This window comes from Glycomyces sp. NPDC048151 (assembly GCF_043202775.1).
Classification (GTDB): domain Bacteria; phylum Actinomycetota; class Actinomycetes; order Mycobacteriales; family Micromonosporaceae; genus Glycomyces.
The window spans coordinates 188,715-209,923 of the sequence record NZ_JBIDBB010000002.1 but is presented as its reverse complement, the minus strand read 5'-3'; the positions used below and the strand labels follow the sequence as shown (position 1 = coordinate 209,923).

The 21,209-nt window shown below is 69.9% G+C and carries 20 protein-coding genes; 16 read left to right on the top strand and 4 right to left on the bottom strand.

Going from position 1 to position 21,209, the window contains the following annotated elements; translation table 11 throughout:
- The first annotated feature begins 66 nt into the window (after positions 1-66).
- From thyX to ACGGCP_RS04350, 5 genes are all read left to right on the top strand, one after another.
- Positions 67-819 (top strand): FAD-dependent thymidylate synthase, encoded by a 753-nt coding sequence (thyX, locus tag ACGGCP_RS04370; RefSeq protein ID WP_392960899.1) that lies wholly within the window; start codon positions 67-69, stop codon positions 817-819.
- Positions 820-980: 161 nt separating this feature from the next.
- The gene (gene dapA / locus ACGGCP_RS04365) at positions 981-1,871 is read left to right on the top strand and encodes a 4-hydroxy-tetrahydrodipicolinate synthase (RefSeq protein WP_392960896.1); all 891 of its coding nucleotides are present in this window, start codon (positions 981-983) and stop codon (positions 1,869-1,871) included.
- On the top strand, positions 1,871-3,562 hold the full coding sequence (locus tag ACGGCP_RS04360) for a ribonuclease J (protein WP_392960894.1): 1,692 nt from the start codon (positions 1,871-1,873) through the stop codon (positions 3,560-3,562). The genes dapA and ACGGCP_RS04360 overlap by 1 nt, the downstream gene beginning before the upstream one ends.
- A gap of 152 nt (positions 3,563-3,714) precedes the next feature.
- Positions 3,715-3,930 carry a hypothetical protein gene (locus ACGGCP_RS04355; RefSeq protein ID WP_392960891.1) on the top strand — a complete coding sequence of 72 codons (216 nt, stop codon included), beginning with the start codon at positions 3,715-3,717 and terminating at the stop codon, positions 3,928-3,930.
- Between the two features lie 2 nt (positions 3,931-3,932).
- On the top strand, positions 3,933-4,361 hold the full coding sequence (locus ACGGCP_RS04350; RefSeq protein WP_392960888.1) for a PIN domain-containing protein: 429 nt from the start codon (positions 3,933-3,935) through the stop codon (positions 4,359-4,361).
- Between the two features lie 51 nt (positions 4,362-4,412).
- Here ACGGCP_RS04350 and ACGGCP_RS04345 read toward each other — a convergent pair whose 3' ends face one another.
- Both ACGGCP_RS04345 and ACGGCP_RS04340 read right to left on the bottom strand, forming a co-directional pair.
- The gene (locus tag ACGGCP_RS04345; protein WP_392960885.1) at positions 4,413-5,066 is read right to left on the bottom strand and encodes a hypothetical protein; all 654 of its coding nucleotides are present in this window, start codon (positions 5,064-5,066) and stop codon (positions 4,413-4,415) included.
- Between the two features lie 94 nt (positions 5,067-5,160).
- The gene (locus ACGGCP_RS04340) at positions 5,161-5,862 is read right to left on the bottom strand and encodes an SDR family oxidoreductase (RefSeq protein WP_392960882.1); all 702 of its coding nucleotides are present in this window, start codon (positions 5,860-5,862) and stop codon (positions 5,161-5,163) included.
- Positions 5,863-5,936: 74 nt separating this feature from the next.
- Between ACGGCP_RS04340 and ACGGCP_RS04335 the strand changes: the two genes are divergently transcribed.
- On the top strand, positions 5,937-8,525 hold the full coding sequence (locus ACGGCP_RS04335; protein WP_392960880.1) for a DNA translocase FtsK 4TM domain-containing protein: 2,589 nt from the start codon (positions 5,937-5,939) through the stop codon (positions 8,523-8,525).
- 38 nt (positions 8,526-8,563) lie between these two features.
- Here ACGGCP_RS04335 and ACGGCP_RS04330 read toward each other — a convergent pair whose 3' ends face one another.
- Positions 8,564-9,643, bottom strand: coding sequence for a hypothetical protein (locus tag ACGGCP_RS04330; RefSeq protein WP_392960877.1), 1,080 nt, complete (start codon positions 9,641-9,643; stop codon positions 8,564-8,566).
- 215 nt (positions 9,644-9,858) lie between these two features.
- On the opposite strand from ACGGCP_RS04330, the gene rimO reads away from it, so the two are divergent.
- The 7 genes from rimO (at position 9,859) to cimA (ending at position 16,938) form a co-directional block, all read left to right on the top strand.
- Positions 9,859-11,337: a 30S ribosomal protein S12 methylthiotransferase RimO gene (gene rimO, locus ACGGCP_RS04325; RefSeq protein ID WP_392960874.1), complete on the top strand. Its 1,479-nt coding sequence runs from the start codon at positions 9,859-9,861 to the stop codon at positions 11,335-11,337.
- Positions 11,334-11,915, top strand: a complete 582-nt coding sequence (gene pgsA / locus ACGGCP_RS04320; protein WP_392960871.1) for a CDP-diacylglycerol--glycerol-3-phosphate 3-phosphatidyltransferase — start codon at positions 11,334-11,336, stop codon at positions 11,913-11,915. Before rimO ends, pgsA begins: the two co-directional genes overlap by 4 nt.
- A 55-nt stretch (positions 11,916-11,970) precedes the next feature.
- Positions 11,971-12,405 carry a helix-turn-helix domain-containing protein gene (locus ACGGCP_RS04315; RefSeq protein WP_392960868.1) on the top strand — a complete coding sequence of 145 codons (435 nt, stop codon included), beginning with the start codon at positions 11,971-11,973 and terminating at the stop codon, positions 12,403-12,405.
- A gap of 115 nt (positions 12,406-12,520) precedes the next feature.
- Positions 12,521-13,381: a PspA/IM30 family protein gene (locus ACGGCP_RS04310; protein WP_392960866.1), complete on the top strand. Its 861-nt coding sequence runs from the start codon at positions 12,521-12,523 to the stop codon at positions 13,379-13,381.
- Positions 13,382-13,398: 17 nt separating this feature from the next.
- The gene (locus ACGGCP_RS04305) at positions 13,399-14,190 is read left to right on the top strand and encodes a hypothetical protein (protein WP_392960863.1); all 792 of its coding nucleotides are present in this window, start codon (positions 13,399-13,401) and stop codon (positions 14,188-14,190) included.
- Between the two features lie 120 nt (positions 14,191-14,310).
- On the top strand, positions 14,311-15,033 hold the full coding sequence (locus tag ACGGCP_RS04300; protein ID WP_392960860.1) for a hypothetical protein: 723 nt from the start codon (positions 14,311-14,313) through the stop codon (positions 15,031-15,033).
- Positions 15,034-15,387: 354 nt separating this feature from the next.
- Positions 15,388-16,938, top strand: coding sequence for a citramalate synthase (gene cimA, locus ACGGCP_RS04295; RefSeq protein WP_392962026.1), 1,551 nt, complete (start codon positions 15,388-15,390; stop codon positions 16,936-16,938).
- A 159-nt stretch (positions 16,939-17,097) separates the two neighbouring features.
- Here cimA and ACGGCP_RS04290 read toward each other — a convergent pair whose 3' ends face one another.
- A complete protein-coding gene (locus tag ACGGCP_RS04290; RefSeq protein WP_392960859.1) occupies positions 17,098-18,213 on the bottom strand; it encodes a hypothetical protein in 1,116 nt (371 codons plus the stop codon).
- Positions 18,214-18,425: 212 nt separating this feature from the next.
- Here ACGGCP_RS04290 and ACGGCP_RS04285 point away from each other — a divergent pair, with 212 nt between their 5' ends.
- The 3 genes from ACGGCP_RS04285 to gltX all read left to right on the top strand — a co-directional run bounded on the left by ACGGCP_RS04285 (position 18,426) and on the right by gltX (position 21,123).
- Complete coding sequence (locus ACGGCP_RS04285) at positions 18,426-18,767, top strand: hypothetical protein (RefSeq protein ID WP_392960856.1); 342 nt, start codon at positions 18,426-18,428, stop codon at positions 18,765-18,767.
- Between the two features lie 114 nt (positions 18,768-18,881).
- Positions 18,882-19,664: a fumarylacetoacetate hydrolase family protein gene (locus ACGGCP_RS04280; RefSeq protein WP_392960854.1), complete on the top strand. Its 783-nt coding sequence runs from the start codon at positions 18,882-18,884 to the stop codon at positions 19,662-19,664.
- Entirely contained in the window at positions 19,657-21,123 is a 1,467-nt protein-coding gene (gene gltX / locus ACGGCP_RS04275; protein WP_392960851.1) for a glutamate--tRNA ligase, read from the top strand. The genes ACGGCP_RS04280 and gltX overlap by 8 nt, the downstream gene beginning before the upstream one ends.
- The last annotated feature ends 86 nt before the right edge of the window (positions 21,124-21,209 follow it).

The window sequence follows — 21,209 nt, the reverse complement described above, 5'->3', positions numbered from 1 at the left end:
GAGTACCCTCAGGGAGTCGAGAACCAGCACTAACAGGCACCGAACACGAAACGAGGGGGAGCGGGGATGCCCGAAATCGTACCGATGGACGTCCGACTCATCGCCTGGACGCACTTCGAGTCCCCGGCCGACGTCCCCTGGGAGACGGACGCCGACGGCGGCCAAGCCCTCGCCGAATTCGCCGGCCGCGCCTGTTACCAGTCCTGGACCAAGCCGAACCCCAAGACCGCCACCAACGCCGGCTACCTCGAGCACATCCTCCAGGTCGGACACCTCTCCGTCCTCGAGCACGGCACCGTCAGCTTCTACATGAGCGGCATCTCCCGCTCCCTCACCCACGAGCTGATCCGCCACCGCCACTTCTCCTACTCCCAGCTCTCCCAGCGCTACGTGCCCGAGCGCGACGCCGCCATGGTCGAACCCGAGGTCATCGCCAACGACCCCGAACTCCACCAGCGCTTCCTCGCCGCCGCCGAAGCCGCCCAGAGCGCCTACAACGACCTCCTCGAAGGCCTGGAGAAGCAGTTCGCCGACGTCGCCAACCCCACGCTGCGCCGAAAGCAAGCGCGCCAAGCGGCGCGTTCAGTACTCCCCAACGCCACCGAGACCCGCATCGTCGTGACCGGCAACTACCGCGCCTGGCGGCACTTCATCGCCATGCGCGCCTCCGAGCACGCCGACGTCGAGATCCGGGCGCTGGCCATCGAATGCCTCAAGCAGCTCAAAGAGAAGGCCGCCAACGTCTTCGCCGACTTCCAGATCACGAAGCTCGACGACGGCACCGAGGTCGCCTCCAGCCCCTACGTCACCGAGGGCTAGAGCCAGCAGGCGCATATCCCCGCACCGCCCCCCAGGCGCCCACGCGAGCCGTGAGTGCCGTTTCGAGGCGGCGCGGCGGAAAAACTTGAGACAGTTACAAACGCAGCGAGCGGCCGGGCGCAGGCGCCCCGGCCGCCGGAACCAGCATTGGTGAAAGCAACATGCGCAACGCAACGCGCCCCTTCGGGCGAACACTCGCGGCCATGATCACGCCGTTCACGCCCTCGGGCGAACTCGACGTCCCCGGCACCGCCGCCCTCGCCCGCCACCTCGTCGACGAGCAGGGCTGCGAAGGCCTCGTCGTCAACGGCACCACCGGCGAATCCCCCACCACCACCGACGCCGAGAAGACCCAGGTCCTCGAGACCGTGCTCGAGGCCGTCGGCGAGCGCGCCCGCGTCATCGCCGGGGCCTCCACGTACGACACCCGCCACTCGGTCCGCCTCGCCCAGGAGGCCGCGAAGACCGGCGCCCACGGGCTCCTCCTCGTCACCCCCTACTACAACAAGCCCACCCAGGGCGGCGTCGCCGCCCACTTCGAGGCCATCGCCGACGCCACCGAGCTGCCGGTCATGCTCTACGACATCCCGCCGCGCTCGGTCATCGGCATCAGCGACGCGACCTACGAGCGCCTCGCCCGCCACGAGCGCATCATCGCCGTCAAGGACGCCACCGGCGACGTCGTCAGGGGCCAGCGCATCCGCCTCAGCACCGGCCTCGCCGTCTACTGCGGCGTCGACGAGATCAACCTCGCCGCCTACGCCACCGGGCAGGTCGGCATCGTCTCCGTGACCGCGCACCTCATCGGCAAGCAGATCAACGCCATGTTCGACGCCTACGACGACGGCGACGTCGCCAAGGCCTCCGCGATCAACGACGCGCTCCTGCCCGTCACCGAAGTCCTCTTCGAAGGGCCCGGCCTCGTCGGCGTCAAGGCCGGCCTCAAGGGCCTCGGCCTGCCGGCCGGCGACCCGCGCCTGCCGCACGTCCCCGCCGACGCCGAGCTCAGCGCCCGCATCGCCACCGCCCTCGCCGACCTGAAGGAGGCCTGATGGGCCTGACCAGACCCAAGAACCTCGGCGCGCCCGGCGCCCTCCCCGAAGGGGCGCTGCGCGTCATCCCCCTCGGCGGACTCGGCGCCATCGGCCGCAACATGACGCTCTTCGAATACGAAGGGCGCCTGCTCATCGTCGACTGCGGGGTGCTCTTCCCCGACGTCGACCAGCCCGGCGTCGACCTGATCCTGCCGGACTTCACGCAGATCCTCGACCGCCTTGATGACATCGAGGCCATCGTCGTCACGCACGGCCACGAGGACCACATCGGCGCGATCCCCTTCCTCCTGGAGCACAAGAACGACATCCCTGTCGTCGGCTCCAAGTTCTCCGTCGCCCTCGTCGAGGCGAAGCTGCGCGAGCGCCGCATCAAGCCCGCCGGGATCGTCGTCGCCGAGAACGAGACCCTGCAGCTCGGGCCGTTCGGCCTGGAGTTCCTGGCCGTCAACCACTCCATCCCGGACGCGCTCGCCGTCGCGATCCGCACCGAGGCCGGCCTGGTGCTCCACACCGGCGACTTCAAGATGGACCAGCTGCCGCTCGACGGCCGCATCACCGACCTCGCCGGGTTCGCGCGCCTGGGCGACCAGGGCGTCGACCTGCTCCTCTCGGACTCCACGAACGCCGAGATCCCCGGTTTCGTGACCTCCGAGCGCCAGATCGGGCCCGTCCTCGACAAGCTCTTCGAGGACGTCAAGGGCCGCATCATCGTCGCGTCCTTCGCCAGCCACGTGCACCGCGTGCAGCAGGTCATGGACGCCGCCCACGCGCACGGCCGCAAGGTCGCCTTCGTCGGCCGCTCCATGGTCCGCAACATGGCGATCGCCCGGGACCTCGGCCTCATGCAGGTCCCCGACGGCCTGCTCGTGAGCATGGACGAGGCGGTGCGCCTGCCCGCCGACGAGATCGTCTACATGTCCACCGGCTCCCAGGGCGAGCCGATGAGCGCCTTGGGCCGCATGGCCTCCGGCGACCACCGGCACATCGCCGTGGAGCCCGAGGACACGATCATCCTCGCCTCGTCCCTGGTGCCCGGCAACGAGACCGCCGTGTACGGCGTCATCAACCGCCTCGCGCGCACCGGCGCGACGGTGATCCACAAGGACGTCGCGAAGGTCCACGTCTCCGGCCACGCCCCGGCGGGCGAGCTGCTGTACGTGCTCAACGTCGTCAAGCCGTCGAACATGATCCCGGTCCACGGCGAGGCCCGGCACCTGCAGGCGCACGCGCGCCTCGCGATCGAGTCCGGCGTCCCGGCCGACCAGGTCATCGTTATCGAGAACGGTGACGTGGTCGACCTGGTCGACGGTGTATGCCGCCTCGTCGGGCACGTCCCGAACAACCTGATCTACGTGGACGGCCTCTCCGTGGGCGACGTCGGCGAGCCGGTGCTCAACGAGCGCCGCGTCCTCGGCGACGGCGGCTTCATCGCCGCCACCGTCGTGATCGACTCCGAGAACGGCAAGGTCGTCGGCGGCCCCACCGTCTCCGCCCGCGGGTTCTCCGAGGACCCCAAGGCCTTCGACGGGGTCCTGCCGCTCATCGACGATGCCATGGAGCGCGCCGCGCAGGACGGCATCACCGACCCGCACCAGCTCCAGCAGATCCTGCGGCGCACGGTCGGCAAGTGGGTCAACGACACCTACCGCCGCCGCCCGATGATCGTCCCGCACGTCCTCGAGGTCTGAGGCACGAGCACCAAGCGGCGGGGCCGCACCCGGAACGGGCGCGGCCCCGCCGCATTCATGGGTCTCCCACCGGAAGTGGTGCGAGAGCTCACTATTTTTGTCCGTTTCGCGTATGCGTACCTCCGCCAGTCTCGCGCGGTATACTTCACGGTATGACCATGACGACGATCAAAGTACCGAAGGTGCTCCGCGACCGTCTTCACCGATTGGCGGTCGAAGACGGGCTCACGCTCGCACAGGAAATCGAGCTCCTGATGGAGCGCAACGCCCCCAAGCCCAAGCCGACCATGGGCGGATTCCGAAGCGGCAAGCCGTGGTCTGCTGTCGATGCCGACGACGAACTGCTGGAAGGGTTCGGCGAGTGGTAGGGGTGATCATCGATTCCAGCGCGGTCATCGCCGTGCTCGATGAGGACTGCGCTGAGCACGAGATCGTCGCGACGGCCATCGAGGGCCTGGAGGGCCCTCTCGTCGTCTCGCCGCTGGTCGTGGCCGAGCTCGACTTCATGCTCTCGAAGAAGCTCGGCCGCCGAGCGGCTGAGAAGTTCAACGACGACGTCGTACTCGGCGCCTACGAACTCGCCTCCTGGACTCCCGCAGACCATGCAGAAGCGCTGCAAGTCGCGCGGTCCTTCAACGGCGACGACTACATCGGAGTCACCGATGCGTCCAATGTCGTCCTTGCCGATCGCTACCGGACCACCCGGATCGCGACCCTCGACCAACGACACTTCCGCAAACTTCAGCCGATCTGGGGGCCGGACTACTTCACGCTTATCCCGTTCGATCCGATTCCGTAAATGTATAAGGGCCGCAACCGATCCGGCTGCGGCCCTTGCATGTTTCGGGGGCTACTGCTGGGGGTTGTGGCCCGGCCAGGCGTTCGGCTGCTGCTGCGGCGGGGCCTGCTGGACGGTCAGCTGGGTGGTCTGCGGCGGCGCCTGCTGGTAGGGCTGCTGCGGGTACTGCGGCTGGGCGGGCTGCTTCGCGGGCGCCCAGCGCATCATGAAGATGCTGACGGCCAGGAGCGCGGCGGCGAGGATGTACAGCCAGATGCCGCCTCCGGCGCTGGCCTCGATGTCGGCGTCTTCCCAGATGTCGCCGCCGAAGACGCTGTTGAGCTCGATGACGGGGTGGAGCGCGGCGGCCGCGGTGAGCGCGGCCAGGCCGATGCCGCCGAGCTTCGCGGCCCACTGGAGGCCGGGCTTGACGCCGGCGGCGGCCCAGCCGACGAGGACCACGAGGACGAGCGCGGGCGCGAGGCCGGGCAGGCTGACGCCCGCGGTCTCGAGGCCGTAGCCGCCGATCTCGTCGGCGTCGCTGCCGCCCAGGGAGATCTGGGGGATCAGCGATCCGACCGCGAGGAGCAGGAGCCCGGCTCCGGCGAGGCCGAGGCCGACCGGGGTCGGGCGGTCGGGGCCGCTGGGGAGGAGCTGCTGGTAGGCGGGCTGCTGCGGCTGGCTCGGCTGGGGCTGGGAAGGATACTGGGCTCCGGGGACGCTCAAGAGAGGATCACACCTAACTGCGCTTCACGGTGATGGGTCACCTTGTCGGACATGGGGCATGCGAAACGCATCCTAAAGGGTCCCTGCCAGTCGGCTAGGGCCTCTCGCGGATCGGCAGCGGGTTCGGCGGCTCGACGCGCAGTTCGTTGACGACCACGTCCTCAGGCGTGTTGAGGAGGCCGACGATGCTCGCCGCGATCGACTCGGGGCTCGTGGCCCGGGACGGGTCGTACTCCGCGCCGTACTGCTCGCGCACGCTGCGCTGCATGTCCGTGGCGAAATGCGAGGGGTACACGCTGGTGACGCGCAGGCCGTTCGGCTGCTCCTCGGCGCGCAGCGAGTCCGCGAGCGCGCGCAGCGCGTGCTTGCTCGCAGCGTAAGAGCCCCACTTCGGGCCGGCGCTGATGCCCGCGCCGGAGTTGACGAAGACGACGTGGCCGCGCGCGGCGCGCAGCGCCGGGAGCAGGGCCCGGGTCAGTTCGGCCGGGGCGGTCACGTTGATCGTGAGGGTCTGCTCCCACAGCTCCAGGCTCTGGTCGGCGATCGCGCCGATGTGGGCGATCCCGGCATTGTGGATCACGCCGTCGAGCTGTTCCAGGCCGAGCGCGGCCACCGCGTCCGCAACGGAGGCCGGGTCGGCGAGGTCGAACACGAGCTTCCGGTCGTGCGGCACACCGTCCAGAGCGGACTCGCTGCGGGCGTGCGCGATCACCTTGTCACCACGGGCGCTGAGCTGCTCGGCAAGGGTTCTCCCGAGGCCGCGGCCCGCGCCCGTCACCAGAATCGTTTTCGACATGCCGTCACATTAACCGCTTTCATGGTTGCCTTCGGGCCGACTCCGCTCAGCATGAGGGCGGTAACGTATGGGGCATGATGGCCAGGACGAGCGGCGGTTCAGGCGGTGCCGCCCGCAAGAGCGGCACGGCCCGCAAGAGCAGCGCGCCGGCGGCGCGCCGCAAGCCCGCCGCCTCAGCCGCCAGATCGCCCGCGAAGCCGCCCGCCCGCAAGGCGGCCAAGAAGGCCGCCAAGAAGACCACCGCCAAGCGCGCCGCCAAGAAGGCCGCGCCCAAGCGCAAGGGCATGGATGCGGTCCCCGGGCCGCTCGAGGCGCTCGGCCTCGGCCTGCGCGGCCTGTGGGTCGGCACCGCGCGCTCCACGGGCTGGATGGCCCGCTCCGTAAGCAAGGAGGCCGCCACGGCCCGCGACATCGACCCCGCGCACCGCAGAGACGGCCTCGGGCTCTTCATCATCGCCATCGCGATCGTCCTGGCCTGCGCGGTCTGGTTCGACGTGGCCGGGCCGATCGGGGAGCGCCTCGCGTTCATCCTCGACTGGCTCCTGGGCCTCGCCACGCGCGCGCTCCCGGTGCTGCTGGTCCTGTGGGGACTGCGCGTCATGCGCCAGGTCCCCGAGGAGGACACGCACGGCCGCTCGCTCGTGGGCTGGACCTCGATCTGGCTCTCGAGCCTCGGCCTGCTGCACCTCATCTCGGGCCTGCCGTCCGACATGGGCGAGCGCATGGTCGCTGGCGGCCAGATCGGCTGGCTCGTCGGCGGCGGCCTCGCGCTGGGCGTCTCGGCGTACGTCGCGTTCCCATTGCTGATCCTCCTGCTGCTCTTCGGGGTCCTTGTCGTGACGGCGACGCCGCTGAACCAGGTGCCGTACAAGCTCGGCCGCCTCTGGGACCTGGCCACCGGCAAGGTCGACTCCTACGAGGACGACGACGAGACGGACGAGGAGGAGCCGAAGGCGAAGGCCCGCAAGCCCAGCCGCGAGGCCAAGAAGCTCCAGGAGGAGGAGGCCCGCCGGGCCCACCACCCCACGACCGTGCTGCCGCGCCTCGCGCCCGAGGAGGTGCCGGAGCTCAACACGCACGTCCCGGCCCGCGATTCGACGCCGATCGCCGAGCCCGAGCCGGTGCGCGAACCGCCGAAGCACTCGCCGCCGCCCAAGCGGATCGAGCAGCCGACTCTTTCGGACGGCTCGGCCGCCGTCGAGGGCGAGTACCAGCGCCCGTCCTTGAAGATCCTCGGCACCGGTCCGGCGGCGAAGGCCCGCTCGAAGGCCAACGACACGGTGATCGCCGCCCTCCAGGAGGTGTTCGCGCAGTTCCAGGTGGACGCGGCCGTCACCGGTTTCACGCGCGGCCCCACAGTGACCCGCTACGAGGTCGAGCTGGGTCCGGCGGTGAAGGTGGAGCGGATCATCCAGCTCTCCAAGAACATCGCGTACGCGGTGAAGAGCTCGGACATCCGCATCATCAACCCGATCCCGGGCAAGAGCGCGGTCGGCGTCGAGATCCCGAACACCGACCGCGAGGACGTCGCGCTCGGTGACGTGCTGCGTTCCAAAGTGGCCGAGTCCGACGACCATCCGATGATCGTGGCCCTCGGCAAGGACATCGAGGGCGGGTACGTCCTCACGAACCTGACGAAGACCCCGCACCTGCTCATCGCCGGCGCCACCGGCAGCGGTAAATCGAGCTGCATCAATGCCTTGCTGGTGTCGATGCTCATGCGCGCCACGCCCGAGCAGGTCCGCCTGCTGCTCATCGACCCCAAGCGCGTCGAGCTCTCGAACTACGAGGGCATCCCGCACCTGGTCCACCCGATCGTGACGAACCCGAAGAAGGCCTCCGACGCCCTCCAATGGGTCGTCAAGGAGATGGACATGCGCTACGAGGACCTTGCGGCGGCCGGGGTCCGGCACGTGGACGACTTCAACCGCAAGGTCCGCAAGGGCGAGGTGAAGACCCACCCCGCTTCCGGGCGCGAGTTCAGGCCCCACCCGTACCTGCTCGTCATCGTGGACGAGCTGGCCGACCTCATGATGGTCGCCGCGCGGGACGTCGAGGACTCGGTCGTGCGCATCACGCAGCTCGCCCGCGCCGCGGGCATCCACCTGGTGCTCGCGACCCAGCGTCCTTCAGTGGACGTCGTCACCGGCCTCATCAAGGCCAACGTGCCCTCCCGTCTGGCGTTCTCGACGTCCTCGCTCGCCGACTCGCGGGTCATCCTCGACCAGCCCGGCGCCGAGAAGCTCGTCGGACGCGGCGACGGCCTGTTCCTGCCGATGGGCGCGGCGAAACCGGAGCGCATCCAGGGCGCGTGGGTCTCCGACGACGAGATCGAAGCGGCGGTCGAGCACGCGAAGTCGCAGATGGACCCGCAGTTCATCGAGGAGGTCACCGCGACGCCGGGCTCGACCCGCGAGATCGACCCGGACATCGGCGACGACCTCGAACTGCTCATCCAGGCGATCGAGCAGGTCGTGACCACCCAGTTCGGCTCGACCTCGATGCTGCAGCGCAAGCTGCGCGTCGGCTTCGCCAAGGCCGGGCGGCTCATGGACCTCATGGAGACGCGCGGCGTCGTCGGCCCCTCGGAGGGCACGAAGGCCCGCGACGTCCTCGTCAAGCCCGAGGAGCTGGACGGCGTGATCGCCTCGCTCCAGGGATAGCGAAGAAGGGCCGGTCCGAACGGACCGGCCCTTTCGCCTCACTCGAAGCTGACGGCTATCTCGTGGTTCTTGTCGCCGGTGATCGGCAGCGAGATGCCCTCCTCAGGCCACTTGACCGGGCCCTTGGGGTGGAAGTTCAAGGTGAACGCGAGCGCGTCGGCGGGCACGTCGTACGTGAGCGTGAAGGTCCGCCAGACCGCGTCGGTCAGGTCCTCGTCGGAGGACTCCGCGCTGAGCGGCGCGAGCTCGCCGTCGGGCCCGGAGACCTTCAGCGCCTCCTTGGCCTCGATGTTCCATTCGAGCCCGCTCGCGGAGTGGAGCCACCCGAACTCGACGGTGAGCAGCGCCCGGTCCGGCTCGGCGACCCAGCCCGTGCCGGGCTCGAACACGTCGCGGCTCAGGTAGAACTCGGTCTGGTACTTCCAGTCGTCGAACCAGTACTCGTAGCTGCCCTCGGTCGTGTAGCCGTCGACCGAGCCCTCGACCATGTCGGTCGTGACCTCCGCGGTGCCGGTGTACAGCGCCTGGATGAGGCCTTCGCGGGTGCGTTCGCGCAGGTCCATGGTCTGGGCGCGCTCGACGTCGACCACTTCGAGGGTGATCGGGGCGTCCTTCTTCGCGACGGTGAAGAACACCTCGCCGGGCGCGGGCACCTCGCCGTCGAAGTCCCAGGTCTGGTCGCCGATCTTCAGCGTCGCGGCCAGCTCCCCGGGCTCGGCGTCGAACGGCGCCTCCGCTCCCGGGTCGGGCGCGAACTGCACGACCGTGAACTCGTACCCGGGCTCGGGGGAGTACAGGCTCGCGTGCTCGCCGAACAGGTAGTCGAGCTGGAATCCCTCGGGCAGGGCGTCGAAGGACGCGACGCACTCGACGCGGAGCGCGAAGTGGGCGCCGAGGAGCAGGCCCTCGTCGTCGGCGAACCGCGACTCGTCGCCCGCGGGGCACACCGAGACCGGGATCTCGTCGCTCGTGAGCGTGTACCCGGCGCGCGTGTGCAGCGTGCCGGTGGGCGTGGCGCCGCAGGCGGCGACCGTCAGGACGGCACTGGTCGCGAGCAGCGAAAGCGCGGTCCGTTTGAAGGCAGGGCGATGGGCTGGGGCGATGTCTTTGGGGGACATAGGACAAGCCTAGGGTATGGCCGCCACGTGCGGTGATCCACTGTTGCCCCTGCGCAGACGCGCTGTGAATGGACCGGAATGTCCACCGCGTAATCGCCGCATAACCGCCCTATCCGCGCTTTCGGAGTAAGCCCGGTCACCCCTCCGACCAGTGTCACTGTGGCCCGCCCCGCCGCCGGGGGCACTCGCGGCCCGCCGGTAGGTACGCTTTCCTGGTGTCTGCAGCTCATTCGACCCGTTCCGAGGAATCGACCGCACGCGAAGCCGGTAAGTCCGTCGCGCTCTTGACGCTCGGCTGCGCCCGCAACGAGACCGACTCCGAGGAGCTGGCCGCCCGCCTCGCCGCCGGCGGCTGGCGCATCAGCGACGACGGCGAGAACGCCGACGTCGTCATGGTCAACACCTGCGGTTTCATCGAGCAGGCCAAGGCCGAGTCGATCGACGTCCTCCTCGACGCCTCCGCGACCGGCGCGAAGGTCGTCGCGACCGGCTGCATGGCCGAGCGCTACGGCCGCGAACTGGCCGAGAGCCTGCCCGAGGCCGACGCCGTGCTCGGCTTCGACCACTACCCGGACATGGCCGCCCGCCTCGACGACATCCTCGCCGGACGCACGGTCGAGTCCCACCAGCCCTCCGACCGCCGCAAGCTCCTGCCGCTGGCCCCGGCCGCGCGCCAGAGCGCCGCCGCCGTCGTCCCCGGCCACTCGCGCGCCTCGCAGGCCGACGGCGCCGCCCTCGGCGCGGGCGCCCCGCAGCACCTCGCGGTCGTGCGCAAGCGCCTCACGAGCGGCCCCGTCGCCAACCTCAAGCTCGCCTCCGGCTGCGACCGCCGCTGCACCTTCTGCGCGATCCCGTCCTTCCGCGGCTCGTTCGTCTCCCGCACCCCCGAGGAGATCCTCGCCGAGGCCGCCTGGCTCGCCTCCGAAGGCGTCAAGGAGCTCAACCTCGTCTCCGAGAACACGACCTCCTACGGCAAGGACCTCGCCGACTCCCAGGCGCTGGAGCACCTCCTGGAGGGCATGGCCGCCATCGACGGCATCGAGTGGATCCGCCTCTCGTACCTCCAGCCCGCCGAACTGCGCCCGAGCCTCATCGAGGCGATGCACCGCACCGAGAAGGTCGTCCCGTACTTCGACCTGTCCTTCCAGCACTCCTCGGCGAAGGTCCTGCGCCGGATGCGCCGCTTCGGCTCCACCGAGAACTTCCTCGCGCTGCTCAAGCAGATCCGCGACGTCGCCCCGCTCGCGGGCGCCCGCACCAACGTCATCGTCGGCTTCCCCGGCGAGACCGAGGAGGACGTGCAGGAGCTCATGGGCTTCCTCGAAGAGGCCCGCCTCGACTCCACCGGCGTGTTCGCCTACTCCGACGAGGACGGCACCGAAGCGGTGGACCTCGACGGCCACGTCGACGAGGACGTCGTCTCCGAGCGCCACACCCGCGTCTCGATGCTCGTCGACGAGCTCGTGAGCCAGCGCGCCGCCGACCGCGTCGGCGAGGTCATGCGGGTCCTCGTCGAGTCCGTGGAGGACGACGGCGTGGACGGCCGCGGCGCCCACCAGGCCCCCGAGGTCGACGGCACGATCGCGCTGGTCGGCGAGGTCGACGGCCTGGAGCCGGGCGACTTCGTGACGGCGAAGGTCGTCGACTCCCACGGCGTCGACCTCGTGGCGGAGATCGTCGAGGAGGCCTGGTGACCACTCAGGACCAGCCGGTCTCACCGTGGAACATCGCGAACGTGGTGACGGTGGCCCGGATCTTCCTGGTGCCCGTCTTCGCGGTGTTCGTGGTCCTCTCGGGCATGGAGCACTCGGGCTGGCGGATGGCCGCCTGCGCGCTGTTCGTGTTCATCTCGGCGACCGACTTCGTCGACGGCTGGCTGGCGCGCTCGCGCGGCCTCGTCACGGATTTCGGGAAGCTCGCCGACCCGATCGCCGACAAGGTCCTCATCGGCACGTCGCTGATCCTGCTGAGCTACTACGACGCGCTGCCGTGGTGGGTGACCGTCGTCATCCTTGCGCGTGAACTCGGGATCACGGCGCTGCGCATGGCGGTGCTGCGCCGCACGGTGATCGCCGCCGACCGGGGCGGGAAGCTCAAGACGGTCCTGCAGATCACGGCCGTGGCCTGGTACCTGTGGCCGTGGCCGTCCCCGCTCGACGCGGTGGGCCCGTGGCTCATGGGCGGTGCGCTGGTGCTCACGGTGCTGACGGGAATGGATTACCTCTGGAAAGCATTCAAAACGAAGAAGAGCGAGCCGAACCGGACGAGATAGGCTTGCGGAACCCACCTAAGCTCGTTTGAGCTATCGCGGCGCGGAGGAGAGTCCTATGGTCTTGTTGCGGGAACTGCTGGGAGAGACCCTGCGGCGCCGCCGCCGCGCGCAGAAGCGGACGCTGCGGGACGTGTCGAAGCAGGCCAACGTGAGCCTCGGCTACCTCTCCGAGATCGAGCGCGGCCACAAGGAGCCGTCGAGCGAGCTGCTGGCCTCGGTGTGCGGGGCGCTCCAGGTGCGCCTCTCCGAGGTGCTGGCGGAGGTCTCGCGCGAGGTCGCCATCCACGAGCGCGGGGAGGAGACTCCCCAGGGCCGCCAGGTCGCGGTGCTGCCGCTGCCTCGCGACAAGGCCGCGAGCTCCAGCGAGGCGCAGGAGGAGGTGCTGCGCCGTCGGCGCGCGCTGTCGGCCGCGCCCGCTTCCATCGCCCAGGTCCGGTCGCGGCACCGCCGTGGCGAGGTGACCGATTCGGTGGTCCGCGCAGCGGCCTGAAACCAGCCGATGCTGTAGTTTTGGCGATTGAAGCGTCACCCTGTCCCACGCATGTGGCGCGGATGTCCGACACTAGAGGCATGTCGGCGTTGCAATCTCCGAAAGGACCCCGATAATGGCCAATCCGTTCGTCAAGGGCTGGAAATACATGATGGCGCTCTTCGGTGCCAAGATCGATGAGCACGCCGACCCGAAGATCCAGATCCAGCAGGCGATCGAGGAAGCGCAGAAGCAGCACCAGGCGCTGGTGGGGCAGGCGGCTTCTGTGATCGGGAACCAGCGCCAGCTGGAGATGAAGCTCAACCGCTCGATGGCCGAAGTGGAGCGTCTGCAGGCGCAGGCGCGCCAGGCTCTGGTGCTGGCCGACAAGGCGCGCGCCGAGGGCGACGAGCAGAAGGCGCAGCAGTTCGAGTCCACCGCTGAGATCCTGGCGGGCCAGCTGGTCTCCACCGAACAGTCCCTTGAGGACATGAAGGTGATGCACGACCAGGCGCTCACCGCTGCCGACCAGGCCAAGAAGGCCGTTGAGAACAACCAGATGATCCTGCAGCAGAAGCTCCAGGAGCGCACGAAGCTCCTGGGCCAACTGGAGCAGGCGAAGATGCAGGAGACCATCGCCTCCTCGCTGGAGTCGATGTCGCAGACCGCCGCCCCGGGCAACGTGCCGAACTTCGACGAGATCCGCGACAAGATCGAGGGCCGCTACGCGAGCGCCATGGGCCGCGCCGAGCTGGCCTCGAACTCCGTTGAGGGCCGCCTCCTCGAGGTCAACCGCGCCACCCGCGACATGGCCGGGGCCTCGCGTCTGGACCAGATCCGCGCGTCGCTCGAGGGCGAGCAGCTCTCAGGCGGCACGAAGAGCCCGGCGATCGAGTCGAAGGAGTCGGTCACGAACGCCCGCCTCGCCGACATCCGCGCGTCCCTGGGCAACGACGAAGGCACGGCCGAGCCCGAGGCCGACAAGACCAAGAGCTGATCCGGAAGGACCCGACGGTGGACGCGAAGGACCGCAAGCGCGCGCTCAAGCGCCTGCGCTCCCGGTTGTCCGCCGCCAAGTCCTGGACCGCGACCGCAGGAGGCGCTGCCGCCGGCAGCGCCTTCTTCGTGCCCTACGCCGGTCTCGGCGCGCCCGACGGCGTCTGGGTGACGATCGCGGGGTTCTCGACCGCGATGGCGGTCGTCCGCTGGCTCGACTACCGGCGCCTGGCCCGCGCGATCCCGGCCGCCGAGCGCGATTCCCTCGAACTGCACGGCCCCGCGCAGCTGTCGAAGGAGGCGCGCGGCCTGTTCGGCGAGACGGCCGACGCGATCCGGCGCGGGCGCATCCGTGCCCAGTTCCGCCGCAGTCGCGCGCTGCATCCGTACGAGCGGCTCGAGCGCGCGTCGGTCGCGGCCGAGCAGATGGCCAAGCGCCTCGAAGGGAACGCGGAGGCGGTCGCGATCCTCGCGGGGGCCGCGAAGGCCGGGCAGGAGCTGTACCGGCTCGCCTTGGGCGTCAAGGACGTCGAAGAGGCGATCGCGATCGCGCCCGAGGTGAAGCGCGCCGGGATGGGCGCGAACCTCGACCGGATGGTCGAGCGCCTGGAGACCGGCGTCGCCGCGTACGAGGACATGGTGAGCGCGGCGGGGGAGTGCCTGGCCGGTTCGATCGGTCTGCAGCAGGCGCTGACGGCGCACTCGGACGAGACCCTCGAACTGCTCACCGACGCGGCCGACCGGCTGCGGGCGGCCGGCGACGCGGCGAGCGAGATCCGCGGGAGCGTCGGCCCGAAAACCACTGGGTGACAGAAGGTTGCACGCCGTGACGAGGGAGACGCGTTCCGGAGCGACGTGATGCGAATATGTCTCATTTGATCTAATTCACAGGTGAAATCCCTGCTGTTTCGAGCAATTTCGCTCGCTCTGGTGTTCCTTGCGCTTCCGGCCCGGCCCGCCTTCGCCCAGGACGGGATCCCCTCGGGGGCCACGCTCATGTTCCTCAAGGACCACGAGGACTTCCAGCTCGCCTGGAGCGAGGGCGAAGGCGTGCACCTCACCGCCGAGGGCGGCGACCGTTGGCGCATCGAGCCGGTGCGCGAAGAGGCGCTGACGGAGATCGGCGAGTTCCACGTGGTGCACGACGACTCGGGGCAGTGCATGGACGCAGGGCCGCTCGACCCCGACGGCGTCCACGCGCACCTGGACCTGGTCGACTGCGCCGACGCCGAGCCGTGGAGCGTGGTGTACGACGACGTGCCCTCCAACGCGGACTTCCGCTTCGCCACGCCCGAGGGCTACCTCCTCGGGCTGGAGCACCCGGAGTCGAAGGAGGAGCACAGCGCGGTGCCGACGGAAGGCGCGGAGGTGTTCGCGCTCGACGTCCCCATGAGCCTGCACTCGCACGAGTGGCTGTTCGCGGAAGCGATGGCGCCGAACCCGCCGACGACGCCGCCCGCGACCACGCAGCCGCCCGGCGAGACCCCGTCGTCACCAGAGGCGCCCGAGACCTCCGCGTCGCCGAAGCCGACCCTGCCGACCACCGGGACCGCCCTCGGTCTCGGCATCGGCGCGGGTGCCGCGGCGCTCGTCGGCGGCGCGGTCCTCGTCCTGTGGTGGCAGCGCCGCCGCGCCCTGCGCGCCGACTGGTGACCGGCCGGAACAAGGCGCGACACACTGAATCCCACGATGCGGGAAATGGTGGTTCGCGCCGGAGGCCGGTGGCATACTACTTTTCGTGACCTTCCAGCTCATGATTAGCTGCGGGCGTTCCGCGGAGCATCGTCGTTAGATGCACCCGCCGAACGCCAGACCTCCTGCCGCCCGCAGGGGGTCTTTTTCGTTCAGGGCAAACGAACGTTCAGGTAGGCCCCGCAGCGGCCGGACCAAAAAAGTAGAAAACTGGAGCACCAAGTGACGCAACCAGACCCGCAAACCGGCAGCGAATCTGCGAGCAGCGGCGGGGACTTCCACGTCTTCGACACCACGCTCCGTGACGGCGCACAGATGGAGGGCCTGCGGTACTCCGTCGCCGACAAGCTCGCCGTCGCCGAGCTCCTCGACGAACTCGGCGTCGACTACATCGAGGGCGGCTGGCCCGGCGCGATCCCCTCGGACACGGAGTTCTTCGCCCGCGCGGCCGAGGAGCTGAACTTCAAGCACGCCAAGCTCGTCGCGTTCGGCATGACCCGCCGCGCCGGGACCAGCGCCGCCGAGGACCCGGGCTTCCAGGCGCTCCTCGACTCGCGCGCCCCCGTCCTCTGCCTCGTCGCCAAGTCCGACATGCGCCACGTCGAGCAGGCGCTGAAGACCACGCCCGAAGAGAACCTGGCGATGATCGCCGACTCGGTGCGCACCGGCCGCGAGCACGACCGCCAGGTCTTCATCGACTGCGAGCACTTCTTCGACGGCTTCCGCCACGACCCCGAGTACGCGACCCTGGTGGTGCGCACCGCGCTCGAGGCCGGGGCCGAAGCGGTCGTCCTGTGCGACACCAACGGCGGCAGCATCCCCTCGGACATCACCGCCGTCGTCACCGACCTGCGCCACCGCCTCGAAGCGGTCCTCGCCGCCGATCGCGTACGCCTGGGCATGCACGCCCAGAACGACACCGGCTGCGCCGTCGCCAACACCCTCGCGGCCGTCCAGGCCGGCGTCATGCACGTCCAGGGCACCGCGAACGGCTACGGCGAGCGCCCCGGCAACGCGAACCTGTTCAGCGTCATCGCGAACCTGGAGACCAAGCTCGGCCTCAAGGTCCTCCCCGACGGCGGCCTCGAGCAGCTCACCCGCATCTCCCACGCGATCGCCGAGATCGCGAACATGATCCCCGACGAGCACGCCCCCTACACCGGGCACGCCGCGTTCGCGCACAAGGCGGGCATCCACGCCTCCGCAATCAAGGCCGACCCGGCCCTGTACAACCACGTCGACCCCCAGGTCGTGGGCAACGACATGCGCATCCTCGTCACCGAGATGGCCGGTCGCGCGTCCGTGGAGCTCAAGGGCCGCGAGCTCGGCATCGACCTCTCCGGAGACAAGGACGCGCTCGACCGGATCACCAAGCGCGTCAAGGAGCTCGAGTCCAAGGGCTGGTCCTTCGAGGCGGCCGACGCGTCCTTCGAGCTGCTCGTGCGCGACGAGGTCGAAGGCGGCCTGCCCCGGCCGTTCAAGCTCGACACCTACCGCGTCATCGTCGACCACGACCCGACCTCGTCCACGGTCGCGGAGGCCACCGTGCGCCTCGACGTCGACGGCGAGCGCGTCATCGCCACCGCGCAGGGCAACGGCCCGGTCAACGCCCTCGACGCGGCCCTGCGCAGCGCCCTCGCGGCCCGCCACCCGCGCCTGGCCGAGCTCACGCTCTCCGACTTCAAGGTCCGCATCCTCGCCGGGTCCAAGGGCACCGACGCGGTCACGCGCGTGCTCATCTCCATGAGCGACGGCGAGGCCGAGTGGACCACCGTGGGGGTGGCCCCCAACCTCATCGAGGCCTCCTGGAACGCCCTCGCCGACGGCCTCGCGTACGGCCTCAACCGGCGCGGCACCAAGTCCTGACTCCTACCTGCGACACGCGCGGCGCCCCATGAACGGCCCGCGCGGCGACGACACGGCCCGGTCCACGAGACCGGGTCCGCGCCCGGACCGCGCCGATCGTGCGGAGGGCAAGTGAAAAGGGCCCGATCCTCGGATCGGGCCCTTTGCTTCTCGCTCTTGCTAGTCGAAGACCGCGAGGCGCTTCTGCTCCTGCGTGCCGCCCCCGAAGGTCGTGAACGAGCCGCCGACCGTCAGGTTCGTGCCCGACGGGTGCGCGGTCGCGTCCCAGGCGCCGACGACGCCGTTCGCGGCCGGGTTCCAGTCAAGGAGCTTCCCGTTCATGTCGACCGCGAGGAGCTTCCCGCGCTCGGCGCGCACCCCGTCGACGCACTGGCCGAGGGGCCCGGCGTGGTTGGTGACGCAGGCCTTGTCGAAGTGGCCGCCGCCGATGACGGAGTCGCCCCACACCTCGACGGTCTGCATGCCGCCGTCGACGGCCTGGTACCAGAGCGTCTCGCCGCTGCGGGTGAACGCCCGGATCTCGCCGCCGCGCCCGTCCAGGGCCGCGTACACGCGCTCCCCGGCGACCTCGACCTCGCGGGTCAGGACGTACACCTTGGACACGAACGTCGAGTCCGGTACGCCGGTGGTCGGGTTGACCGCGCCGAGCTTGCCGTACTGCTTCTCGCCGCCGATCGTGGCGAACGCCCCGGCGACGTACAGGCGGCCGTGGCCGTACTGCAGGTCCCGGACCGCGCCTTCGGCGACCGCCGGCTTGAACGTGGTGACCGGCGCGCCGTTGGCGGTGCTGACGGCGGCGAGGGTCGGCTGCGCGAAGCCGCCGACGGACGTGAACGTGCCGCCCAGGTAGACCGTGGAGCCGACCGGCTCGATCGAGTACACGGTGGCGGACGGCTTCGGGTTCCAGGTCGTGTCGAGCTTCCCTGTGCCGGTCCAGAAGCGGGCCACGCGCGAGCGGGCGACGCCGTCGACCTGGGTGAACTTCCCGGCGACGTACACGTGGTCGCCGCTGACCTTGACCTCGTGGACCGGTCCGTCGAGGACCGGCGCGAACGGCAGGAGCGCCCCCGTGGCCGAGTTCACGGCCGCGAGGTACGTGCGGTTGGAGAACGTGCCGTCGGTGTTGCGGGCGCGGGTGAAGACCCCGCCCGAGTAGACGATGTCGCCGTCGTAGTCGACCTTGTAGACCTGGTCGTTGAACGAAGCGGAAGCCTGCGGAAGGCTGGAGTCGATCGCTCCGGCGGGCGCCTGCGCCATGAACAGGGCCCCGAGCAATACGAAGAGTGTGATCAAACGGCGCATACGGCAGTTTTGCACGCGGTGCGCGACTCTCCACGCATTCGCGGCGGCGCGTCACGGTGGCGCGCGGGCCGGTCAAAGCGGATCGGCGTTTTCCAATGGAGACACCCGCCGGGCCACGCCTGCAGGGGCCCGCCGCGGTGCTTGCCGTCACCGCACCGCTGGTGCGGCCGTACTAGAGTTGACTTGTGACTTCCTACAAGACCGATCGTGCCCGCGCGGCGGCCATGGCCGCGGATTCGGCCGTGTATGGGCGCCGCCGCTTCGTGTCCGGCTTCTTCCTCGGCCTCGTCCTCGTCGTGCTCCTCGCGTTCGCGTTCGGCTTCGCGCTCGTGGGCGACCTGGGGGAGACCCTCAAGGTCCGCTTCGGCGCCACCGCCATCTCCCTCCTCGTCGCCGCGCCGCTGACCTGCGTGCTCGGCTTCTTCATCGGCCTGTTCGGGAAGGTCCGCCGCCTCGGCATGGGCGTCGTCGTCGGCGCGCTCGCCGGAGCCGTCCTCATCGGCGGGATCTTCCTGCTCGTCCGCTAGCGCCCCGCGCCAGTGATCCGCCCGCGCGGCGCACGATAGTGCCTCGAACCGGCTCCGACTCCGAACTAAGCTGAGGCCGCAAGGTTTCGAACCAGTCTCAGAGAGGGGCCGACTGTGCGGATCGCGCGGATCGCTCAACCCACCGGCATGTCCTTCGCCGTCCTCGAAGGCGAGGGCCCCGGCGCCACCGCCGCCGAGATCGAGGGCCACCCGTTCGCGCAGATCAAGTTCACCGGCCAGCGCTGGGCCCTGGACGACGTGCGGCTGCTCGCCCCGATCCTCCCGTCCAAAGTGGTGTGCGTCGGGCGCAACTACGCCGACCACGCCGCCGAGCTCGGCAACGAGGTCCCCAAGGAACCGCTGATCTTCCTCAAGCCCTCCACGTCGGTGATCGGCCCGAGCGAGGCCGTCCGGCTCCCGGCCGTGTCCGACCAGGTCGAGCACGAGGCCGAGCTGGCCGTCGTGATCGGCCTGCACGGGGCGCGCGGGCTCGACCGCGAGGCCGCGAAGGGCGCGATCTTCGGGTACACGTGCGCCAACGACGTGACCGCCCGCGACCTCCAGCAGCAGGACGTGCAGTTCACGCGCGCCAAGGGCTTCGACTCGTTCTGCCCGATCGGGCCGTGGATCGAGACCAGCCCCGAGGTCGACATGGCCGACGCGGAGGTCCGCTGCGAGGTCAACGGCGAAGTGCGTCAGCTCGGTTCGACCAAGGACATGGTCTTCGACCCGGCCGCGATCGTCGCCTACGTGTCGCAGGTGATGACGCTCCTGCCGGGCGACGTGGTGCTCACCGGCACCCCCGCCGGGGTGGGCCCGCTCCAGGCCGGGGAGACCGTCTCCGTTTCCATCGCCGGTATCGGCACGCTGTCCAACAAGGTGGTTCCCAGTGAGTAACGTCCGCACCCGCTTCTGCCCCAGCCCGACCGGGACCCCGCACGTGGGCCTGGTGCGCACCTGCCTGTTCTCGTGGGGCTACGCCCGGGCCAAGGGCGGCGAGTTCGTGTTCCGCATCGAGGACACCGACGCGGCCCGCGACACCGAGGAGTCCTACAACCAGCTGCTCGAGGCGCTCTCGTGGCTGGGCATGACCTGGGACGAGGGGCCCGACATCGGCGGGCCGTTCGCCCCCTACCGGCAGTCGCAGCGCCTCGACGTCTACGCCGACGTGATCAAGCGGCTCCTCGACGGCGGGTACGCCTACGAGGCGTTCTCGACGAACGAGGAGGTCGAGGCCCGCCACCGCGCCGCCGGGCGCGACCCGAAGCTCGGCTACGACAACTTCGACCGCGACCTCACCGACGAGCAGAAGGCCGCCTTCCGCGCGGAGGGCCGCAACCCCGTCTACCGGATGCGGATGCCCAACGAGGACATCACGTTCCGCGACGCGGTGCGCGGCGAGGTCACGACCCCGGCCGGGACGGTGCCGGACTACGTGATCGCGCGCGGCGACGGCTCGCCGCTGTACACGCTCACCAACCCGGTGGACGACGCGATCATGAAGGTCAACATGGTGACCCGCGGCGAGGACCTGATGCCCTCGACGCCCCGCCAGATCGTCATGTGGCGTGCGCTCGTGGAGCTGGGCATCGCCGACGCCGAGCCCGAGTACGCGCACCTGCCGCTCATCGTGGACGAGCGCGGCAAGAAGATGTCGAAGCGCGACCCGCGCTCGAACCTCCTGCAGTACAAGGAGGCCGGGTACCTGCCGGAGGGCGTGCTCAACTACGTGGCGACCCTCGGCTGGTCGATCTCGGGCGACCGCGACGTGTTCACCGTGGCGGAGTTCCTGGAGGCCTTCGACCTGCACGACGTGAAGTCGAACCCGGCGAGGTTCGACGAGAAGAAGTTCGACGCGATCTGCTCGGACCACTTCCGGGCGGTCGACTCCGAGGAGCTGATCGGCATGCTCGTGCCGCGCCTCCAGGACGCCGGCCTGCTCGGCGCGGAGGTCACGGCGGAGCAGTCGCACGTGCTCGACGTGGCCGTCCCGCTCGTGCAGGAGCGCTGCACGACGCTCTCGCAGGCCGTGGAGATGCTGCGGTTCCTGTTCTGCGGCACCGAGGTCGAACTCGACGAGGACAGCGCGAAGAAGACCTTCAAGGACGACGCGGCGCAGGTGCTCGACGCCTCCATCGCGGCCGTCGAGGGCATCGACTGGACCACCGAGGCGATCGAGGAGGCCCTGAAGGCCGCCCTCGTCGACGGCCTGGGCCTCAAGCCCCGCAGGGCCTTCGGCCCGGTGCGGGTGGCGATCAGCGGCAAGACCGTGTCGCCGCCGCTGTACGAGTCGATGGAGCTCCTGGGCAAGGACGTGAGCCTCGCCCGCCTCCGTGCGGCCCGCGCGACACTCTAAGCGCACCAGGCACAACGGCCCCGTCTTCTATGGACGGGGCCGTTCGCGTTTGCGGGCGTCCACTACTGTGCATTGCATGGTACTGT

Bases quoted from the DNA above. Each gene is read 5' to 3' on its own strand.
- ACGGCP_RS04315 (WP_392960868.1), top strand. From the start codon at position 11,971: ATGGTCTTGTTGCGGGAACTGCTGGGAGAGACCCTGCGGCGCCGCCGC.
- ACGGCP_RS04360 (WP_392960894.1), top strand. From the start codon at position 1,871: ATGGGCCTGACCAGACCCAAGAACCTCGGCGCGCCCGGCGCCCTCCCC.
- cimA (WP_392962026.1), top strand. From the start codon at position 15,388: ATGGAGGGCCTGCGGTACTCCGTCGCCGACAAGCTCGCCGTCGCCGAG.
- dapA (WP_392960896.1), top strand. From the start codon at position 981: ATGCGCAACGCAACGCGCCCCTTCGGGCGAACACTCGCGGCCATGATC.
- ACGGCP_RS04335 (WP_392960880.1), top strand. From the start codon at position 5,937: ATGATGGCCAGGACGAGCGGCGGTTCAGGCGGTGCCGCCCGCAAGAGC.
- ACGGCP_RS04355 (WP_392960891.1), top strand. From the start codon at position 3,715: ATGACCATGACGACGATCAAAGTACCGAAGGTGCTCCGCGACCGTCTT.
- ACGGCP_RS04310 (WP_392960866.1), top strand. From the start codon at position 12,521: ATGGCCAATCCGTTCGTCAAGGGCTGGAAATACATGATGGCGCTCTTC.
- thyX (WP_392960899.1), top strand. From the start codon at position 67: ATGCCCGAAATCGTACCGATGGACGTCCGACTCATCGCCTGGACGCAC.
- ACGGCP_RS04340 (WP_392960882.1), bottom strand. From the start codon at position 5,862: ATGTCGAAAACGATTCTGGTGACGGGCGCGGGCCGCGGCCTCGGGAGA.
- ACGGCP_RS04330 (WP_392960877.1), bottom strand. From the start codon at position 9,643: ATGTCCCCCAAAGACATCGCCCCAGCCCATCGCCCTGCCTTCAAACGG.